Genomic DNA, 13895 nt, shown 5'->3' with positions numbered 1-13895 from the left:
GTGTCCGGTATTACTGATCCACTACAGTGTAGTTAGTTAAGGATAATGGATCGACACGGTGATCATAAGAGGAAAGTATTAGTAAACGGTAGGATAATCGAAGTTGTATATGATGGGCGTAAAAAAACCGGGCAAGCCCGGTTTTTTTACGCGTTTACAGATTACTCTGCAGCAACTACTTCTGCTTGCGATGCAGCACGATCAACTAACTCGATGTAAGCCATCGGTGCGTTGTCGCCTGCACGGAAGCCACACTTAAGAATGCGAGTGTAACCACCGGCGCGGCTCGCGAAACGCGGGCCTAGCTCGTTAAACAGTTTTGCCACGATCTCGTTATCACGAGTACGGGCGAATGCCAGACGACGATTAGCTACGCTGTCGGTCTTGGCAAGAGTAATCAGCGGCTCAACAACGCGACGCAGCTCTTTCGCTTTCGGCAGGGTCGTCTTGATTATCTCATGACGAACCAAAGAGCCGGCCATGTTACGGAACATAGCCTGGCGATGGCTGCTGTTACGGTTCAGTTGACGACCACTCTTACGATGGCGCATGACCTTATCCTTCTCAGTAAAACCTTAACCTGTGATCCGGTTACTCGTCAGCAATGCTAGCTGGTGGCCAATTTTCTAGGCGCATGCCTAAAGAAAGACCACGTGAAGCGAGCACGTCTTTAATCTCAGTAAGAGATTTTTTACCCAGGTTCGGCGTTTTCAGCAACTCAACCTCGGTACGCTGTACCAGATCACCGATGTAGTGGATAGCTTCTGCCTTAAGGCAGTTAGCAGAGCGGACAGTCAATTCCAGATCGTCAACAGGGCGCAGCAGGATCGGATCGAACTCTGGCTTCTCTTCTTTAACTTCCGGCTGACGTACATCACGTAGGTCAACGAAAGCTTCAAGCTGTTCAGCCAAGATAGTTGCCGCACGGCGGATCGCCTCTTCAGGATCGATCGTACCATTGGTTTCCATCTCGATAACCAACTTGTCCAGGTCGGTACGCTGTTCTACACGCGCTGCTTCAACATTGTAGGCAATTCGCTCTACAGGGCTATAGCATGCGTCTACTAACAGACGACCAATCGGGCGCTCATCTTCTTCCGAATGAATTCGGGCAGAAGCCGGCACATAACCACGACCACGCTGAACTTTGATACGCATATTAATAGATGCGTTTTCATCGGTCAGGTGGCAGATAACGTGCTGCGGCTTGACGATTTCGACATCTCCATCATGGGTGATATCGGCTGCAGTCACAGGGCCAATGCCAGATTTATTCAGGGTAAGAATAACTTCATCTTTGCCCTGAACTCTCACCGCCAGCCCTTTCAGGTTGAGCAGGATCTCCAGGATATCTTCCTGTACGCCTTCTTTGGTGCTGTACTCATGTAGTACACCATCAATCTCAACCTCGGTCACCGCGCAACCCGGCATAGATGAAAGCAGAATACGGCGCAGTGCGTTGCCGAGAGTATGGCCAAAGCCACGCTCTAACGGCTCAAGGGTCACCTTGGCGTGCGTCGAACTGACTTGCTCGATATCTACCAGGCGCGGTTTTAGAAACTCTGTCACAGAACCCTGCATTGTGTCCTCTCTTTGGTACTAAGCTTTACTTGGAGTAAAGCTCGACGATCAGGTGTTCGTTAATGTCCGCAGACAGATCAGTACGTTCAGGAATACGTTTGAACACACCTTCCATCTTGACAGCATCAACTTCCAGCCAAGTCGGCTTTTCACGCTGTTCAGCCAGCTCCAAAGCTGCCTTAACACGAGACTGCTTTTTAGCTTTCTCACGGATGCTGACTACGTCATTCGGAGATACCTGATAAGAAGCGATGTTAACAACGCGCCCATTTACCATGATAGCTTTATGACTAACCAGCTGACGTGATTCAGCACGAGTTGCGCCAAAGCCCATACGGTAAACTACATTGTCCAGACGACCTTCAAGCAATTGCAACAGGTTTGCACCAGTATTGCCTTTCAGACGTGCTGCTTCTTTATAGTAGTTACGGAATTGACGTTCTAGAACACCATAGATACGGCGAACTTTTTGTTTCTCACGTAACTGCACACCGTAGTCAGACAGACGCGGTTTGCGCGCACCGTGCTGGCCAGGTGGTTGTTCAATCTTACACTTGGTGTCAATCGCGCGAACACCAGACTTAAGAAACAGGTCTGTGCCCTCACGACGGCTCAGCTTGAGCTTAGGACCCAAATATCTTGCCATTTTCTCTCTCCAACAAACCTAAAAGCAGCGTTATACGCGGCGCTTTTTCGGCGGACGACAACCGTTATGAGGGATCGGAGTCACATCAGTAATATTAGTGATGCGAAAACCAGCCGCGTTTAACGCACGGATAGTAGACTCACGGCCCGGACCAGGTCCTTTAACCATAACTTCCAGATTCTTGATACCGTATTCTTTCACTGCTTCAGCGCAGCGCTCTGCTGCAACTTGCGCTGCAAACGGAGTAGACTTACGAGAACCACGGAAACCGGAACCACCTGCTGTTGCCCAACCCAATGCGTTACCCTGACGATCAGTAATGGTAACGATGGTGTTGTTGAAAGAAGCATGGATATGAGCCACACCGTCAGAGACTGTCTTTCTTACACGCTTGCGTGCACGAATAGGTGCCTTTGCCATTATTCAATCACCCCGATTATTTCTTGATCGGTTTACGCGGACCCTTACGGGTACGTGCGTTGGTCTTAGTACGCTGACCGCGAACTGGTAGACCACGACGATGACGCAAACCACGATAAGTCCCAAGGTCCATCAGACGCTTGATGCTCAGGGTCACCTCACGACGCAGATCACCTTCTACAACGTACTTGGCAACTTCGTCACGCAGCTTCTCGATTTGCTCTTCAGACAGCTCACTGATCTTAACATGTTCAGCAATACCCGCAGCAACACAGATAGCCTGTGAGCGGGTTTTACCGATGCCGAAGATCGCAGTTAAAGCGATAACGGTATGTTTCTGATCAGGAATGTTAATGCCTGCTATACGGGCCACTATGCACTCCTACTATTTTATACAGCAATACCATTCTGAAAAGCCCGTTTTCAGGATACTCAAATAGCATTGCAGTCACATACAAAAGATTGGCTGGCTAATCTAGCCAGCTCAACCCAACTTTGCAAGAAAAATATGCAAGATAAATCAGCCTTGACGCTGTTTATGCTTTGGTTCGGCACTACAAATCACGCGAACGACACCGTTACGCTTAACAATTTTGCAGTTACGACATAATTTCTTGACGGAAGCACGAACTTTCATTTTTACTCTCCGTAACTTCTCAAACATCCCTGATTAGCGGTTATAGCCTTTCAGGTTTGCTTTCTTCAATGCAGACTCGTACTGACTAGACATCATTAGAGTTTGCACTTGAGCCATAAAGTCCATGATGACCACCACTACGATAAGTAGGGAGGTACCACCAAAGTAAAATGGTACTTTCATCGCGTCACGCATGAACTCCGGGATCAGGCAGATGAAAGTAATATACATCGCACCAATTAAGGTTAGACGTGTCATTACTTTATCGATGTACTTCGCCGTTTGCTCTCCCGGACGAATTCCTGGCACGAATGCACCGGACTTCTTCAGGTTATCTGCTGTTTCACGCGGGTTGAACACTAACGCCGTGTAGAAGAAACAGAAGAAGATGATTGCAGACGCATAGAGTAACACATAAAGCGGCTGTCCCGGCTGCAAATACATCGAAATAGTCGTCAGCCAGTTCCAACCTGTTCCGCCCCCAAACCATGATGCAATCGTGGCAGGAAACAGAATTATGCTGGAAGCGAAGATTGCAGGGATAACCCCAGCCATATTCACTTTCAACGGTAAGTGTGTGCTCTGTGCTGCATAAACACGACGACCTTGTTGACGTTTTGCATAGTTAACGACAATACGACGTTGACCACGTTCAATGAAAACAACGAAGAAGGTTACTGCAAACACTAATACTGCAACCAACAGCAACAGGAGGAAGTGCAGGTCGCCTTGCCGAGCTTGCTCGATGGTATGGGCGATTGCAGGAGGAAGTCCCGCAACAATACCAGCAAAGATTATGATTGAAATACCGTTTCCGATACCGCGCTCAGTAATCTGTTCACCCAGCCACATCAGGAACATAGTCCCTGTGACTAAGCTAACAACAGCGGTAAAATAGAAAGCAAAGCCTGGATTGATTACCAGACCTTGCATCCCAGGCATATTCGGAAGACCGGTAGCAATACCGATCGATTGGAATATAGCCAATACCAACGTGCCATAACGGGTATACTGGCTAATCTTACGACGGCCAGCCTCCCCTTCTTTCTTTATTTCTGCTAACGCTGGATGTACCACCGTTAACAGTTGGATAATAATTGATGCCGAAATATACGGCATGATACCCAAGGCAAAGATAGAAGCACGACTGAGAGCACCACCAGAAAACATGTTAAACATTTCAATGATGGTGCCTCTCTGCTGCTCAAGCAATTTGGCAAGCACAGTGGCATCGATACCAGGAATCGGAATAAAAGAGCCGATACGGAAAACAATAAGCGCACCGATAACAAACAAAAGTCTGCGCTTCAGCTCGCCTAATCCGCCTTTAGCACTTTGAAAATCTAATCCTGGTTGCTTAGCCATCTGCTACTTATTCCTCAATTTTACCGCCAGCAGCTTCGATAGCAGCACGAGCGCCTTTGGTGACTCGCAGACCACGAAGAGTTACCGCACGATTGACTTCGCCTGAAAGTATAACTTTCACGAACTCCATCTGGATACCAACAACGTTAGCGGCTTTCAGCGTGTTCAGGTCGATTACGTCGCCTTCCACTAAAGCGAGTTCAGACAGACGAACTTCTGCCGTGATCATAGCTTTGCGAGAGGTGAAGCCGAATTTCGGCAAACGACGATATAAAGGCATCTGACCACCTTCAAAACCACGACGTACGCCACCACCAGAACGTGAGTTCTGACCTTTGTGACCACGACCAGCGGTTTTACCCAGGCCAGAACCGATACCACGACCTACACGCTTCGGCGCATGCTTGGCACCTTCAGCCGGAGACAGAGTATTTAAACGCATCTGTTACTCCTCAACTTTAACCATGTAGGAAACCAAGTTGACCATACCACGCACAGCAGGAGTATCCTCACGCTCTACAGTATGACCAATACGACGCAGACCTAAACCGATCAGAGTTGCCTTATGTTTCGGCAAACGACCGATACTGCTTTTTGTTTGAGTTACTTTAATAGTCTTTGCCATGGTTATTTCCCTAGAATTTCTTCGACGGACTTACCACGCTTGGCAGCGACCATTTCTGGGGATTTCATATCTTCCAGAGCTGCAATAGTTGCACGAACCACGTTAATCGGGTTAGTAGAACCATAAGCTTTAGCTAATACGTTATGAACCCCTGCAACTTCTAAAACGGCGCGCATTGCACCACCGGCGATAATACCGGTACCTTCAGAAGCTGGTTGCATGAATACACGAGAACCCGTGTGAGCACCTTTAACTGGGTGCTGCAGAGTGCCGCTATTCAAAGCAACGTTAATCATAGCGCGACGGGCTTTTTCCATCGCTTTTTGGATCGCTGCCGGAACTTCGCGTGCTTTGCCGTAGCCAAAACCAACGCGACCGTTACCATCACCAACTACTGTCAGTGCGGTAAAGCTGAAAATACGGCCACCTTTTACGGTTTTAGATACGCGGTTTACCGCGATCAGCTTTTCCTGCAGTTCGCCAGCTTGTTTTTCGATGTGAGACATCTTACACCTCTACCTTAGAACTGAAGGCCAGCTTCACGGGCAGCATCTGCCAGTGCCTGGACTCGACCATGATATTGGAAACCGGAACGGTCAAAGGATACTTTAGTGATCCCTTTTTCCAACGCGCGCTCAGCAATAGTTTTGCCTACAGCTGCTGCGGCATCTTTGTTGCCGGCGTACTTCAATTGCTCATTGATAGCTTTTTCTACAGTAGAAGCTGCTACCAAAATTTCAGAACCGTTTGGTGCGATAACCTGCGCGTAAATATGGCGTGGGGTACGATGTACCACCAGGCGAGTCGCACCCAGTTCTTTGAGCTTGCGGCGTGCGCGGGTCGCACGACGGATACGAGCTGCTTTCTTATCCATAGTGTTACCTTACTTCTTCTTAGCCTCTTTGGTACGCACGACTTCGTCGGCGTAACGGACACCCTTGCCTTTATAAGGCTCAGGACGACGGTAGGCACGCAAATCTGCTGCAACCTGACCAATCACCTGCTTATCAGCACCTTTCAGCACGATTTCAGTTTGGGTCGGGCACTCGGCAGTGATGCCAGCCGGCAATTCATGGTCAACTGGGTGAGAGAAGCCTAAGGCTAAATTCACCACGTTGCCTTTAACTGCGGCACGGTAGCCTACGCCTACCAGTTGAAGCTTCTTAGTGAAGCCTTCGGTAACACCAATGACCATTGAGTTAAGTAGTGCACGAGTGGTACCCGCTTGGGCCCAACCGTCTACAGCGCCTTCGCGTGGAGCGAAAGTCAATGTATTTTCTTCTTGCTTAACTTCAACAGCACTATGGACGGTACGAGTCAGCTCGCCGTTCTTACCCTTAATCGAAATAACCTGACCGTTGAGTTTTACCTCTACGCCGGCAGGAATGACGACGGGTGCTTTTGCAACACGAGACATTCTTTCCTCCCGAATTAAGCTACGTAGCAGATAATCTCGCCACCAAGACCAGCTTGGCGAGCTGCACGATCGGTCATAACACCTTTAGAGGTAGAAATAACAGCGATACCCAAACCGGCCATAACTTTTGGTAGCTCATCTTTTTTCTTATAGATGCGCAGACCTGGACGGCTGATACGTTGAATGCTTTCTACCACTGCCTTACCCTGGAAGTATTTAAGTGCTAATTCCAGAACAGGCTTGGTGTCGCCTTCGATTTTAAAATCTTCAATAAAGCCTTCTTCCTTCAGAACGTTGGCAATTGCCACTTTCAGCTTGGAGGAGGGCATGGTGACCGCAACTTTGTTTGCGGCTTGACCGTTACGGATACGGGTCAGCATATCCGCGATCGGATCTTGCATGCTCATCTGTCTTTACTCCCGTGATTCAATTGGTGACAATTACCAGCTAGCCTTCTTAAGGCCCGGGATTTCACCGCGCATAGCGGTTTCACGGACTTTAATACGGCTCAACCCGAACTTCCGCAGGAAACCATGCGGACGACCAGTTTGGTTGCAGCGGTTACGCTGACGGGACGGGCTGGAATCACGCGGCAGAGACTGCAGCTTCAGAACAGCATCCCAACGATCTTCGTCGGATGAGTTCACACCAGAGATAATAGCTTTTAATTCCTCGCGTTTAGCGCGGTATTTGTTAGCTAGTTTCACGCGAACAACTTCGCGTGCTTTCATTGATTGCTTAGCCATCAGTAACCCTACCTTACTTGCGGAATGGGAATTTAAAAGCAGCCAACAATGCACGGCCTTCATCATCGGATTTCGCAGTAGTGGTAATGGTAATATCCAAACCACGTACACGATCGACTTTATCATAGTCGATTTCCGGGAAGATGATCTGCTCGCGCACTCCCATGCTGTAGTTACCACGACCATCGAATGACTTAGCGGACAAGCCACGGAAGTCACGGATACGAGGTACAGCAATGGTAATCAGTCGCTCAAAGAATTCCCACATGCGTTCGCCACGCAGGGTTACTTTACAGCCGATCGGATAGCCCTGACGGATTTTGAAGCCTGCAACAGATTTGCGTGCTTTGGTGATAAACGGCTTTTGACCGGAGATTGCTGCCAAGTCAGCTGCTGCATTATCCAGCAGTTTCTTGTCAGCGATCGCTTCACCAACACCCATATTCAGGGTGATCTTCTCGACCCGAGGGACTTGCATGACAGAGTCGTAGCCAAACTGAGACATCAGTTGTTTGACCACCTCGTCTTTGTAGTAATCATGCAGTTTCGCCATCGTATTACTCCAAATTACTTGATAGTTTCGCTAGTCGATTTGAAGAAACGAACTTTTTTGCCGTCTTCAAATCTAAAGCCTACACGGTCAGCCTTACCGGTTGTCGCGTTGAACAGCGCAAGGTTGGAAACTTGAATTGCAGCTTCTTTTTCAACAATGCCACCTGGTTGGTTCAGAGCCGGAACTGGCTTCTGGTGTTTCTTAACCAGGTTGATACCTTCAACAATGACCTTGCCAGCAGACAGGACATTCTTTACTTTACCGCGCTTACCTTTGTCTTTCCCGGTTAGCACGATAACTTCGTCATCACGACGGATTTTCGCTGCCATGGTTCGCTCCTTAGAGTACTTCTGGTGCCAGAGAGATAATTTTCATGAACTTCTCATTACGCAGTTCACGAGTTACCGGCCCAAAAATACGCGTGCCGATTGGCTGCTCGCTGTTATTATTTAAAATAACACAAGCGTTACCATCGAAGCGAATGACAGAACCGTCCGGGCGACGTACACCCTTCTTGGTGCGCACCACTACCGCCTTCAGAACATCGCCTTTCTTCACCTTGCCACGAGGAATTGCTTCCTTGATGGTGATCTTGATGATGTCGCCGATGCCTGCGTAGCGACGGTGCGAGCCACCTAGAACCTTGATACACATTACGCGACGTGCACCGGAGTTGTCGGCCACGTTCAGCATAGTCTGTTCTTGGATCATGTTAGTGCTCCGCTAATGTCAACTACTACTTTAGGACCCAGAATAGGTCGTTTAAAAGCCCCACTAATGAGGGCGCGGCATTATAACACCGGTTCCACATCCTTTGATAGGAAAAAGTGGGTAGAAAAAATAAGCGGCCCATTTTCAGAGCCGCTTATTATGTTCGAGTTGGCTACTCTATTACAGAATCGCTTTCTCTACAACGCGAACAAGCGTCCAAGACTTAGTCTTTGACAGTGGACGGCATTCGCGGATTTCTACCACGTCACCGATACCACATTCATTGTTCTCGTCATGTACATGCAACTTCGTCGTACGACGGATGAATTTCCCGTAAATAGGGTGCTTCACCACACGTTCGATAGCAACAACCATGGATTTCTCCATTTTGTCACTAACTACGCGACCTTGCAGAGTACGGATTTGGTCAGTCATTACGCACCCGCCTTCTCAGTCAGTAAAGTCTTAACACGCGCGACATTACGACGCACTTGTTTCAACAGGTGAGTTTGTTGCAGCTGGCCACTAGCCGCCTGCATGCGCAAATTAAATTGCTCACGCAGCAGGTTGAGCAGCTCAGTGTTCAGCTCTTCAACGCTTTTTTCACGCAGCTCTTGTGCTTTCATTACATCACCGTCTTAGTTACAAAGGTGGTTCCGACAGGCAGTTTCGCTGCAGCAAGCTTAAATGCTTCACGTGCAGTTTCTTCAGGAACACCAGCCATTTCAAACAATACTTTTCCTGGCTGGATCAGGGCAACCCAATACTCCACGTTACCCTTACCTTTACCCATACGCACTTCGAGCGGCTTCTCAGTGATCGGTTTGTCCGGGAATACACGGATCCAGACCTTACCTTGACGCTTAATTGCACGTGTCATCGCACGACGGGCTGCTTCGATTTGACGAGCCGTCAGGCGGCAACGGCCACAAGCTTTCAGGCCGAACTCACCGAAGCTAACATCCGTACCTTGCGCAAGGCCACGGTTACGGCCTTTGTGCATCTTACGGAATTTTGTACGCTTTGGTTGTAACATCAGCGATTCTCCTTACTTGCGGCCTTTACGCTGCTGCTTTTTAGGTTGAGCAGCCGGTTCCGGTTGTTCAACAGCAGCCATACCACCCAAGATCTCACCTTTGAAGATCCATACCTTAACGCCGATTACACCATAAGTGGTGTGCGCTTCAGATGTGTTGTAATCGATATCCGCACGCAGTGTATGCAACGGAACACGACCTTCACGGTACCATTCGGTACGCGCGATTTCAGCACCGCCAAGACGGCCGCTTACTTCAACTTTGATACCTTTAGCGCCAAGACGCATTGCGTTCTGTACAGCACGCTTCATAGCACGACGGAACATAACACGACGTTCCAGCTGTGAAGTGATGCTGTCAGCAACCAATTTTGCGTCCAGTTCCGGTTTACGGACTTCGGCGATGTTAATCTGTGCAGGAACGCCAGCGATATCCGCTACGACCTTACGCAGTTTTTCGACATCTTCACCTTTCTTGCCGATAACGATGCCAGGGCGAGCTGTGTGAATAGTCACACGGATGCTCTTCGCTGGACGCTCGATAACGATGCGAGAAACGGAAGCTTTCGCTAATTCCTTAGTCAGGAATTGGCGAACTTTAAAGTCGCTGTCCAGGTTGTCAGCGAATTCTTTGGTATTTGCGTACCAGGTAGAGTTCCAAGCTTTGACAATACCTAGTCGAATACCATTAGGATGTACTTTCTGACCCATTGCTAGTCTCCAGAGTCTCAGCGATCGGACACAACCACAGTAATGTGGCTGGTGCGCTTCAGGATGCGATCTGCACGACCTTTTGCACGCGGCATAATGCGCTTCATGCTAGGGCCTTCGTCTACGAAGATCTTCGTGACTTTCAGATCATCGATGTCAGCGCCATCGTTGTGTTCTGCGTTAGCAATGGCAGACTCTAGTACCTTCTTAACCAAACCAGCAGCTTTCTTGTTGGTGTAGGTTAGAGTTTCCAGAGCTTGCGACACTTTCTTACCGCGAATCAGGTCCGCTACCAAGCGAACCTTCTGAGCAGAAGAACGAGCGTGGCGATGTTTAGCGATAGTTTCCATCTCTTCCTCCTACCTTAGCGCTTTTTAGCCTTTTTATCGGCCGCATGGCCGCGATAAGTACGGGTCGGCGCGAATTCACCCAGTTTGTGACCGACCATTTCATCGGAAACGAATACTGGAACGTGCTGACGACCATTATGGACAGCGATGGTCAAACCGATCATATTTGGAAAGACCGTTGAACGACGGGACCAAGTCCGAATAGGCTTCTTGTCTCCGCTTTCCACCGCTTTCTCTACCTTCTTCAGCAAGTGCAGGTCAATGAAGGGACCTTTCTTGAGAGAACGTGGCATGGCTTATCCTCTAATTATTTTTTACTACGGCGACGTACGATGAACTTATCAGTACGCTTGTTGCTACGGGTCTTCTTACCTTTGGTCTGAACGCCCCACGGAGTTACCGGGTGCTTACCAAAGTTACGACCTTCACCACCACCGTGCGGGTGATCTACTGGGTTCATCGCCGTACCGCGAACGGTAGGACGAATACCACGCCAACGACTAGCACCTGCTTTACCCAGAACACGCAGCATGTGTTCAGCATTACCAACTTCACCTAAGGTGGCGCGGCAATCAGCTTGAACCTTGCGCATTTCTCCGGAGCGCAGACGCAGAGTAACGTAGGAACCGTCACGAGCAACGATCTGAACGTATGCACCAGCAGAACGAGCCAACTGGCCGCCTTTACCTGGTTTCATTTCTACGTTATGAACCGTTGAACCAACTGGGATGTTACGCATAGGCAGGGTGTTACCTGCTTTAATTGCAGCATCAACGCCAGATTGAATCTGGTCACCAGCCTTCAGGCCTTTCGGCGCCAGGATATAACGGCGTTCGCCGTCTTTGTACAGAACCAGCGCAATATTTGCAGAACGGTTCGGATCGTACTCCAGACGCTCAACCACAGCAGGGATACCATCTTTGTTGCGTTTGAAGTCAACCAGACGATAATGTTGCTTGTGGCCACCACCGATATGACGGGTAGTGATACGGCCATTGTTGTTACGGCCACCGCTTTTGCTTAATTTCTCAAGCAACGGGGCATAAGGCTTACCCTTGTGCAGCTCAGGGTTAACCACTTTAACAACGTGGCGACGACCCGGAGACGTAGGTTTACATTTAACAATTGCCATTGTTTACTCCTCCGACTTACTCTGCGCCGCCGATGAAGTCCAGATTCTGGCCTTCTTTCAGGGTGACGTAAGCTTTTTTCCAGTCGCTACGACGACCAACACGCTGACCGTGACGCTTACTCTTGCCTTTAACCAGCAAGGTGTTAACGTCTTCGACTTCGACTTCAAACAGTTTCTGCACTGCAGCTTTAATTTCTGCTTTGGTCGCGTCTTTGGCAACTTTGAGAACGATGGTGTTATTCTTTTCCATCGCAGCGGACGCTTTTTCAGATACATGCGGCGAGCGCAGTACTTTCAGCAGACGTTCTTCACGAATCATGCCAGCATCTCCTCAACTTGCTTCACAGCATCAGCAGTCATAACCACTTTGTCGAAGGCGATCAGGCTAACTGGATCAATACCGGCTACATCGCGAACATCAACCTTATACAGGTTGCGAGCGGCCAAGAATAAGTTCTCGTCCAGTTCACCCGTTACGATCAGCACATCTTCCAGAGCCATATCTTTCAGTTTCTGCGCCAGCAACTTAGTTTTAGGTGCTTCAACAGAGAACTTTTCGACAATGATCAGACGATCTTGACGTACCAATTCGGACAGAATGCTTTTCAGCGCGCCGCGGTACATCTTTTTATTTACTTTTTGACTGTGGTCCTGAGGCTTTGCAGCAAAGGTCACACCACCTGAACGCCAGATCGGGCTCTTTACAGAACCTGCACGCGCACGGCCGGTACCTTTCTGGCGCCACGGTTTTTTACCGGAACCTGTTACTTCAGCACGGGTCTTCTGAGCACGAGTACCTTGACGGGCACCTGCTGCGTAAGCAACAACAACCTGATGTACAAGCGCTTCATTGAAATCACGCCCGAAGGTAGTTTCGGAAACAGTCAGCGCGCCTGGCGCGTCTTTCATTACCAATTCCATTCCTATCTCCTCGACGTTACGCCTTGACAGCCGGTTTTACGATCAGGTTGCCACCGGTAGCTCCCGGAACAGCGCCCTTGACCAGCAGTAGGTTGCGCTCAGCGTCAACACGTACTACATCCAGGCTCTGAACAGTTACACGTTCATCACCCATATGGCCTGCCATTTTCTTGCCTTTAAACACTTTGCCCGGAGTCTGGTTTTGACCGATAGAACCCGGAACACGGTGAGACAAGGAGTTACCGTGGGTAGCATCTTGAGTGCGGAAATTCCAGCGCTTAACAGTACCGGCAAAACCTTTACCTTTAGACGTACCTGTAACGTCGACTTTCTTAACGTCTGCAAAAATTTCGACGCTAATTTCTTGACCAGCAGTAAACTCTTGACCTTCTGGAAGGCGGAATTCCCACAGACCACGGCCAGCTTCTACGCCAGCTTTAGCGAAATGACCCGCTTCTGGTTTAGTAACGCGGTTAGCTTTTTTAGCACCGGTAGTCACTTGCACAGCACGGTATCCATCGTTCTCCAGGCTTTTGACCTGAGTTACGCGGTTCGCTTCAATTTCGATAACAGTTACTGGGATTGAAACGCCATCTTCAGTGAAGATACGAGTCATGCCCACTTTTTTACCGACTAAACCAATCATTGTTTCAACCTCTCAATCGCTCAATGACCTGATTAACCCAGGCTGATCTGCACGTCTACACCGGCAGCCAGATCCAGACGCATCAGAGCATCAACGGTTTTCTCGGTTGGCTCAACGATGTCAACCAGACGCTTGTGAGTGCGAATTTCGTACTGATCGCGCGCATCTTTATTGACGTGCGGAGAAATCAGAACGGTAAAGCGCTCTTTGCGAGTTGGCAGCGGGATCGGACCACGAACCTGCGCACCAGTGCGCTTGGCAGTCTCGACGATTTCCGCAGTTGATTGATCGATCAAACGATGATCAAACGCTTTCAGGCGGATACGGATTCTTTGGTTCTGCATGAGACCAGAGCTCCAATTATTTATAAACGTAAATGATCACTCCTCGCACCCATT

General features: G+C 49.1%; 28 protein-coding genes. All 28 read right to left on the bottom strand.

What is annotated here, in order from left to right:
• Positions 1-161: 161 nt before the first annotated feature.
• The gene (gene rplQ / locus AC971_RS11240; protein WP_004391407.1) at positions 162-551 is read right to left on the bottom strand and encodes a 50S ribosomal protein L17; all 390 of its coding nucleotides are present in this window, start codon (positions 549-551) and stop codon (positions 162-164) included.
• Positions 552-591: 40 nt separating this feature from the next.
• Positions 592-1581, bottom strand: coding sequence for a DNA-directed RNA polymerase subunit alpha (locus tag AC971_RS11235; protein WP_002209013.1), 990 nt, complete (start codon positions 1579-1581; stop codon positions 592-594).
• A gap of 25 nt (positions 1582-1606) precedes the next feature.
• On the bottom strand, positions 1607-2227 hold the full coding sequence (gene rpsD, locus AC971_RS11230) for a 30S ribosomal protein S4 (protein ID WP_002218949.1): 621 nt from the start codon (positions 2225-2227) through the stop codon (positions 1607-1609).
• A 30-nt stretch (positions 2228-2257) separates the two neighbouring features.
• Positions 2258-2647, bottom strand: coding sequence for a 30S ribosomal protein S11 (gene rpsK, locus AC971_RS11225; RefSeq protein WP_002218948.1), 390 nt, complete (start codon positions 2645-2647; stop codon positions 2258-2260).
• A 16-nt stretch (positions 2648-2663) separates the two neighbouring features.
• Entirely contained in the window at positions 2664-3020 is a 357-nt protein-coding gene (gene rpsM, locus AC971_RS11220; RefSeq protein WP_002213346.1) for a 30S ribosomal protein S13, read from the bottom strand.
• A gap of 147 nt (positions 3021-3167) precedes the next feature.
• Positions 3168-3284: a 50S ribosomal protein L36 gene (gene rpmJ / locus AC971_RS11215; protein ID WP_002227352.1), complete on the bottom strand. Its 117-nt coding sequence runs from the start codon at positions 3282-3284 to the stop codon at positions 3168-3170.
• Positions 3285-3317: 33 nt separating this feature from the next.
• A complete protein-coding gene (secY, locus tag AC971_RS11210; protein ID WP_002213344.1) occupies positions 3318-4649 on the bottom strand; it encodes a preprotein translocase subunit SecY in 1332 nt (443 codons plus the stop codon).
• A gap of 7 nt (positions 4650-4656) precedes the next feature.
• On the bottom strand, positions 4657-5091 hold the full coding sequence (gene rplO / locus AC971_RS11205; RefSeq protein ID WP_002213341.1) for a 50S ribosomal protein L15: 435 nt from the start codon (positions 5089-5091) through the stop codon (positions 4657-4659).
• Between the two features lie 3 nt (positions 5092-5094).
• Positions 5095-5274 carry a 50S ribosomal protein L30 gene (gene rpmD, locus AC971_RS11200; RefSeq protein WP_002213339.1) on the bottom strand — a complete coding sequence of 60 codons (180 nt, stop codon included), beginning with the start codon at positions 5272-5274 and terminating at the stop codon, positions 5095-5097.
• A gap of 2 nt (positions 5275-5276) precedes the next feature.
• Positions 5277-5780, bottom strand: a complete 504-nt coding sequence (gene rpsE / locus AC971_RS11195; protein ID WP_025381731.1) for a 30S ribosomal protein S5 — start codon at positions 5778-5780, stop codon at positions 5277-5279.
• Positions 5781-5794: 14 nt separating this feature from the next.
• Positions 5795-6148, bottom strand: a complete 354-nt coding sequence (gene rplR / locus AC971_RS11190) for a 50S ribosomal protein L18 (protein ID WP_002213336.1) — start codon at positions 6146-6148, stop codon at positions 5795-5797.
• 9 nt (positions 6149-6157) lie between these two features.
• Complete coding sequence (rplF, locus tag AC971_RS11185; protein ID WP_002213334.1) at positions 6158-6691, bottom strand: 50S ribosomal protein L6; 534 nt, start codon at positions 6689-6691, stop codon at positions 6158-6160.
• Between the two features lie 14 nt (positions 6692-6705).
• A complete protein-coding gene (rpsH, locus tag AC971_RS11180) occupies positions 6706-7098 on the bottom strand; it encodes a 30S ribosomal protein S8 (protein ID WP_002213332.1) in 393 nt (130 codons plus the stop codon).
• A gap of 33 nt (positions 7099-7131) precedes the next feature.
• Entirely contained in the window at positions 7132-7437 is a 306-nt protein-coding gene (gene rpsN / locus AC971_RS11175; RefSeq protein ID WP_002213330.1) for a 30S ribosomal protein S14, read from the bottom strand.
• Positions 7438-7450: 13 nt separating this feature from the next.
• Positions 7451-7990 (bottom strand): 50S ribosomal protein L5, encoded by a 540-nt coding sequence (gene rplE / locus AC971_RS11170; RefSeq protein ID WP_002213329.1) that lies wholly within the window; start codon positions 7988-7990, stop codon positions 7451-7453.
• Positions 7991-8004: 14 nt separating this feature from the next.
• Entirely contained in the window at positions 8005-8319 is a 315-nt protein-coding gene (gene rplX, locus AC971_RS11165; protein WP_025381732.1) for a 50S ribosomal protein L24, read from the bottom strand.
• 10 nt (positions 8320-8329) lie between these two features.
• Positions 8330-8701: a 50S ribosomal protein L14 gene (gene rplN / locus AC971_RS11160; protein WP_002213325.1), complete on the bottom strand. Its 372-nt coding sequence runs from the start codon at positions 8699-8701 to the stop codon at positions 8330-8332.
• Positions 8702-8881: 180 nt separating this feature from the next.
• Positions 8882-9136 carry a 30S ribosomal protein S17 gene (gene rpsQ / locus AC971_RS11155; RefSeq protein WP_002228135.1) on the bottom strand — a complete coding sequence of 85 codons (255 nt, stop codon included), beginning with the start codon at positions 9134-9136 and terminating at the stop codon, positions 8882-8884.
• A complete protein-coding gene (gene rpmC / locus AC971_RS11150; RefSeq protein ID WP_002218942.1) occupies positions 9136-9327 on the bottom strand; it encodes a 50S ribosomal protein L29 in 192 nt (63 codons plus the stop codon). The genes rpsQ and rpmC overlap by 1 nt, the downstream gene beginning before the upstream one ends.
• Positions 9327-9737, bottom strand: a complete 411-nt coding sequence (rplP, locus tag AC971_RS11145; RefSeq protein ID WP_002218940.1) for a 50S ribosomal protein L16 — start codon at positions 9735-9737, stop codon at positions 9327-9329. The genes rpmC and rplP overlap by 1 nt, the downstream gene beginning before the upstream one ends.
• Positions 9738-9749: 12 nt before the next feature.
• Complete coding sequence (gene rpsC / locus AC971_RS11140) at positions 9750-10448, bottom strand: 30S ribosomal protein S3 (RefSeq protein ID WP_002221644.1); 699 nt, start codon at positions 10446-10448, stop codon at positions 9750-9752.
• Between the two features lie 17 nt (positions 10449-10465).
• Complete coding sequence (gene rplV / locus AC971_RS11135) at positions 10466-10798, bottom strand: 50S ribosomal protein L22 (RefSeq protein ID WP_002223844.1); 333 nt, start codon at positions 10796-10798, stop codon at positions 10466-10468.
• A gap of 14 nt (positions 10799-10812) precedes the next feature.
• Positions 10813-11091 carry a 30S ribosomal protein S19 gene (gene rpsS / locus AC971_RS11130; RefSeq protein WP_002213430.1) on the bottom strand — a complete coding sequence of 93 codons (279 nt, stop codon included), beginning with the start codon at positions 11089-11091 and terminating at the stop codon, positions 10813-10815.
• Positions 11092-11105: 14 nt separating this feature from the next.
• Positions 11106-11930 (bottom strand): 50S ribosomal protein L2, encoded by an 825-nt coding sequence (rplB, locus tag AC971_RS11125; protein WP_002213425.1) that lies wholly within the window; start codon positions 11928-11930, stop codon positions 11106-11108.
• Positions 11931-11946: 16 nt separating this feature from the next.
• Positions 11947-12249 (bottom strand): 50S ribosomal protein L23, encoded by a 303-nt coding sequence (rplW, locus tag AC971_RS11120; protein WP_002213423.1) that lies wholly within the window; start codon positions 12247-12249, stop codon positions 11947-11949.
• On the bottom strand, positions 12246-12851 hold the full coding sequence (gene rplD, locus AC971_RS11115) for a 50S ribosomal protein L4 (protein ID WP_002218934.1): 606 nt from the start codon (positions 12849-12851) through the stop codon (positions 12246-12248). Before rplD ends, rplW begins: the two co-directional genes overlap by 4 nt.
• A 16-nt stretch (positions 12852-12867) precedes the next feature.
• Positions 12868-13497: a 50S ribosomal protein L3 gene (rplC, locus tag AC971_RS11110; RefSeq protein ID WP_002218932.1), complete on the bottom strand. Its 630-nt coding sequence runs from the start codon at positions 13495-13497 to the stop codon at positions 12868-12870.
• 32 nt (positions 13498-13529) lie between these two features.
• Positions 13530-13841 carry a 30S ribosomal protein S10 gene (gene rpsJ / locus AC971_RS11105; RefSeq protein WP_001181005.1) on the bottom strand — a complete coding sequence of 104 codons (312 nt, stop codon included), beginning with the start codon at positions 13839-13841 and terminating at the stop codon, positions 13530-13532.
• Positions 13842-13895: the final 54 nt, after the last annotated feature.

The sequence above is a fragment of the Yersinia similis genome (assembly GCF_001053095.1).
In the GTDB taxonomy this organism is placed as follows: domain Bacteria; phylum Pseudomonadota; class Gammaproteobacteria; order Enterobacterales; family Enterobacteriaceae; genus Yersinia; species Yersinia similis.
The sequence above is the reverse complement of the archived record's forward strand: the minus strand, read 5'-3'. Positions and strand labels throughout refer to the sequence as shown.

Bases quoted from the DNA above. Each gene is read 5' to 3' on its own strand.
- rplQ (WP_004391407.1), bottom strand. From the start codon at position 551: ATGCGCCATCGTAAGAGTGGTCGTCAACTGAACCGTAACAGCAGCCAT.
- AC971_RS11235 (WP_002209013.1), bottom strand. From the start codon at position 1,581: ATGCAGGGTTCTGTGACAGAGTTTCTAAAACCGCGCCTGGTAGATATC.
- rpsD (WP_002218949.1), bottom strand. From the start codon at position 2,227: ATGGCAAGATATTTGGGTCCTAAGCTCAAGCTGAGCCGTCGTGAGGGC.
- rpsK (WP_002218948.1), bottom strand. From the start codon at position 2,647: ATGGCAAAGGCACCTATTCGTGCACGCAAGCGTGTAAGAAAGACAGTC.
- rpmJ (WP_002227352.1), bottom strand. From the start codon at position 3,284: ATGAAAGTTCGTGCTTCCGTCAAGAAATTATGTCGTAACTGCAAAATT.
- secY (WP_002213344.1), bottom strand. From the start codon at position 4,649: ATGGCTAAGCAACCAGGATTAGATTTTCAAAGTGCTAAAGGCGGATTA.
- rplO (WP_002213341.1), bottom strand. From the start codon at position 5,091: ATGCGTTTAAATACTCTGTCTCCGGCTGAAGGTGCCAAGCATGCGCCG.
- rpmD (WP_002213339.1), bottom strand. From the start codon at position 5,274: ATGGCAAAGACTATTAAAGTAACTCAAACAAAAAGCAGTATCGGTCGT.
- rpsE (WP_025381731.1), bottom strand. From the start codon at position 5,780: ATGTCTCACATCGAAAAACAAGCTGGCGAACTGCAGGAAAAGCTGATC.
- rplR (WP_002213336.1), bottom strand. From the start codon at position 6,148: ATGGATAAGAAAGCAGCTCGTATCCGTCGTGCGACCCGCGCACGCCGC.
- rplF (WP_002213334.1), bottom strand. From the start codon at position 6,691: ATGTCTCGTGTTGCAAAAGCACCCGTCGTCATTCCTGCCGGCGTAGAG.
- rpsH (WP_002213332.1), bottom strand. From the start codon at position 7,098: ATGAGCATGCAAGATCCGATCGCGGATATGCTGACCCGTATCCGTAAC.
- rpsN (WP_002213330.1), bottom strand. From the start codon at position 7,437: ATGGCTAAGCAATCAATGAAAGCACGCGAAGTTGTTCGCGTGAAACTA.
- rplE (WP_002213329.1), bottom strand. From the start codon at position 7,990: ATGGCGAAACTGCATGATTACTACAAAGACGAGGTGGTCAAACAACTG.
- rplX (WP_025381732.1), bottom strand. From the start codon at position 8,319: ATGGCAGCGAAAATCCGTCGTGATGACGAAGTTATCGTGCTAACCGGG.
- rplN (WP_002213325.1), bottom strand. From the start codon at position 8,701: ATGATCCAAGAACAGACTATGCTGAACGTGGCCGACAACTCCGGTGCA.
- rpsQ (WP_002228135.1), bottom strand. From the start codon at position 9,136: ATGACTGACCAAATCCGTACTCTGCAAGGTCGCGTAGTTAGTGACAAA.
- rpmC (WP_002218942.1), bottom strand. From the start codon at position 9,327: ATGAAAGCACAAGAGCTGCGTGAAAAAAGCGTTGAAGAGCTGAACACT.
- rplP (WP_002218940.1), bottom strand. From the start codon at position 9,737: ATGTTACAACCAAAGCGTACAAAATTCCGTAAGATGCACAAAGGCCGT.
- rpsC (WP_002221644.1), bottom strand. From the start codon at position 10,448: ATGGGTCAGAAAGTACATCCTAATGGTATTCGACTAGGTATTGTCAAA.
- rplV (WP_002223844.1), bottom strand. From the start codon at position 10,798: ATGGAAACTATCGCTAAACATCGCCACGCTCGTTCTTCTGCTCAGAAG.
- rpsS (WP_002213430.1), bottom strand. From the start codon at position 11,091: ATGCCACGTTCTCTCAAGAAAGGTCCCTTCATTGACCTGCACTTGCTG.
- rplB (WP_002213425.1), bottom strand. From the start codon at position 11,930: ATGGCAATTGTTAAATGTAAACCTACGTCTCCGGGTCGTCGCCACGTT.
- rplW (WP_002213423.1), bottom strand. From the start codon at position 12,249: ATGATTCGTGAAGAACGTCTGCTGAAAGTACTGCGCTCGCCGCATGTA.
- rplD (WP_002218934.1), bottom strand. From the start codon at position 12,851: ATGGAATTGGTAATGAAAGACGCGCCAGGCGCGCTGACTGTTTCCGAA.
- rplC (WP_002218932.1), bottom strand. From the start codon at position 13,497: ATGATTGGTTTAGTCGGTAAAAAAGTGGGCATGACTCGTATCTTCACT.
- rpsJ (WP_001181005.1), bottom strand. From the start codon at position 13,841: ATGCAGAACCAAAGAATCCGTATCCGCCTGAAAGCGTTTGATCATCGT.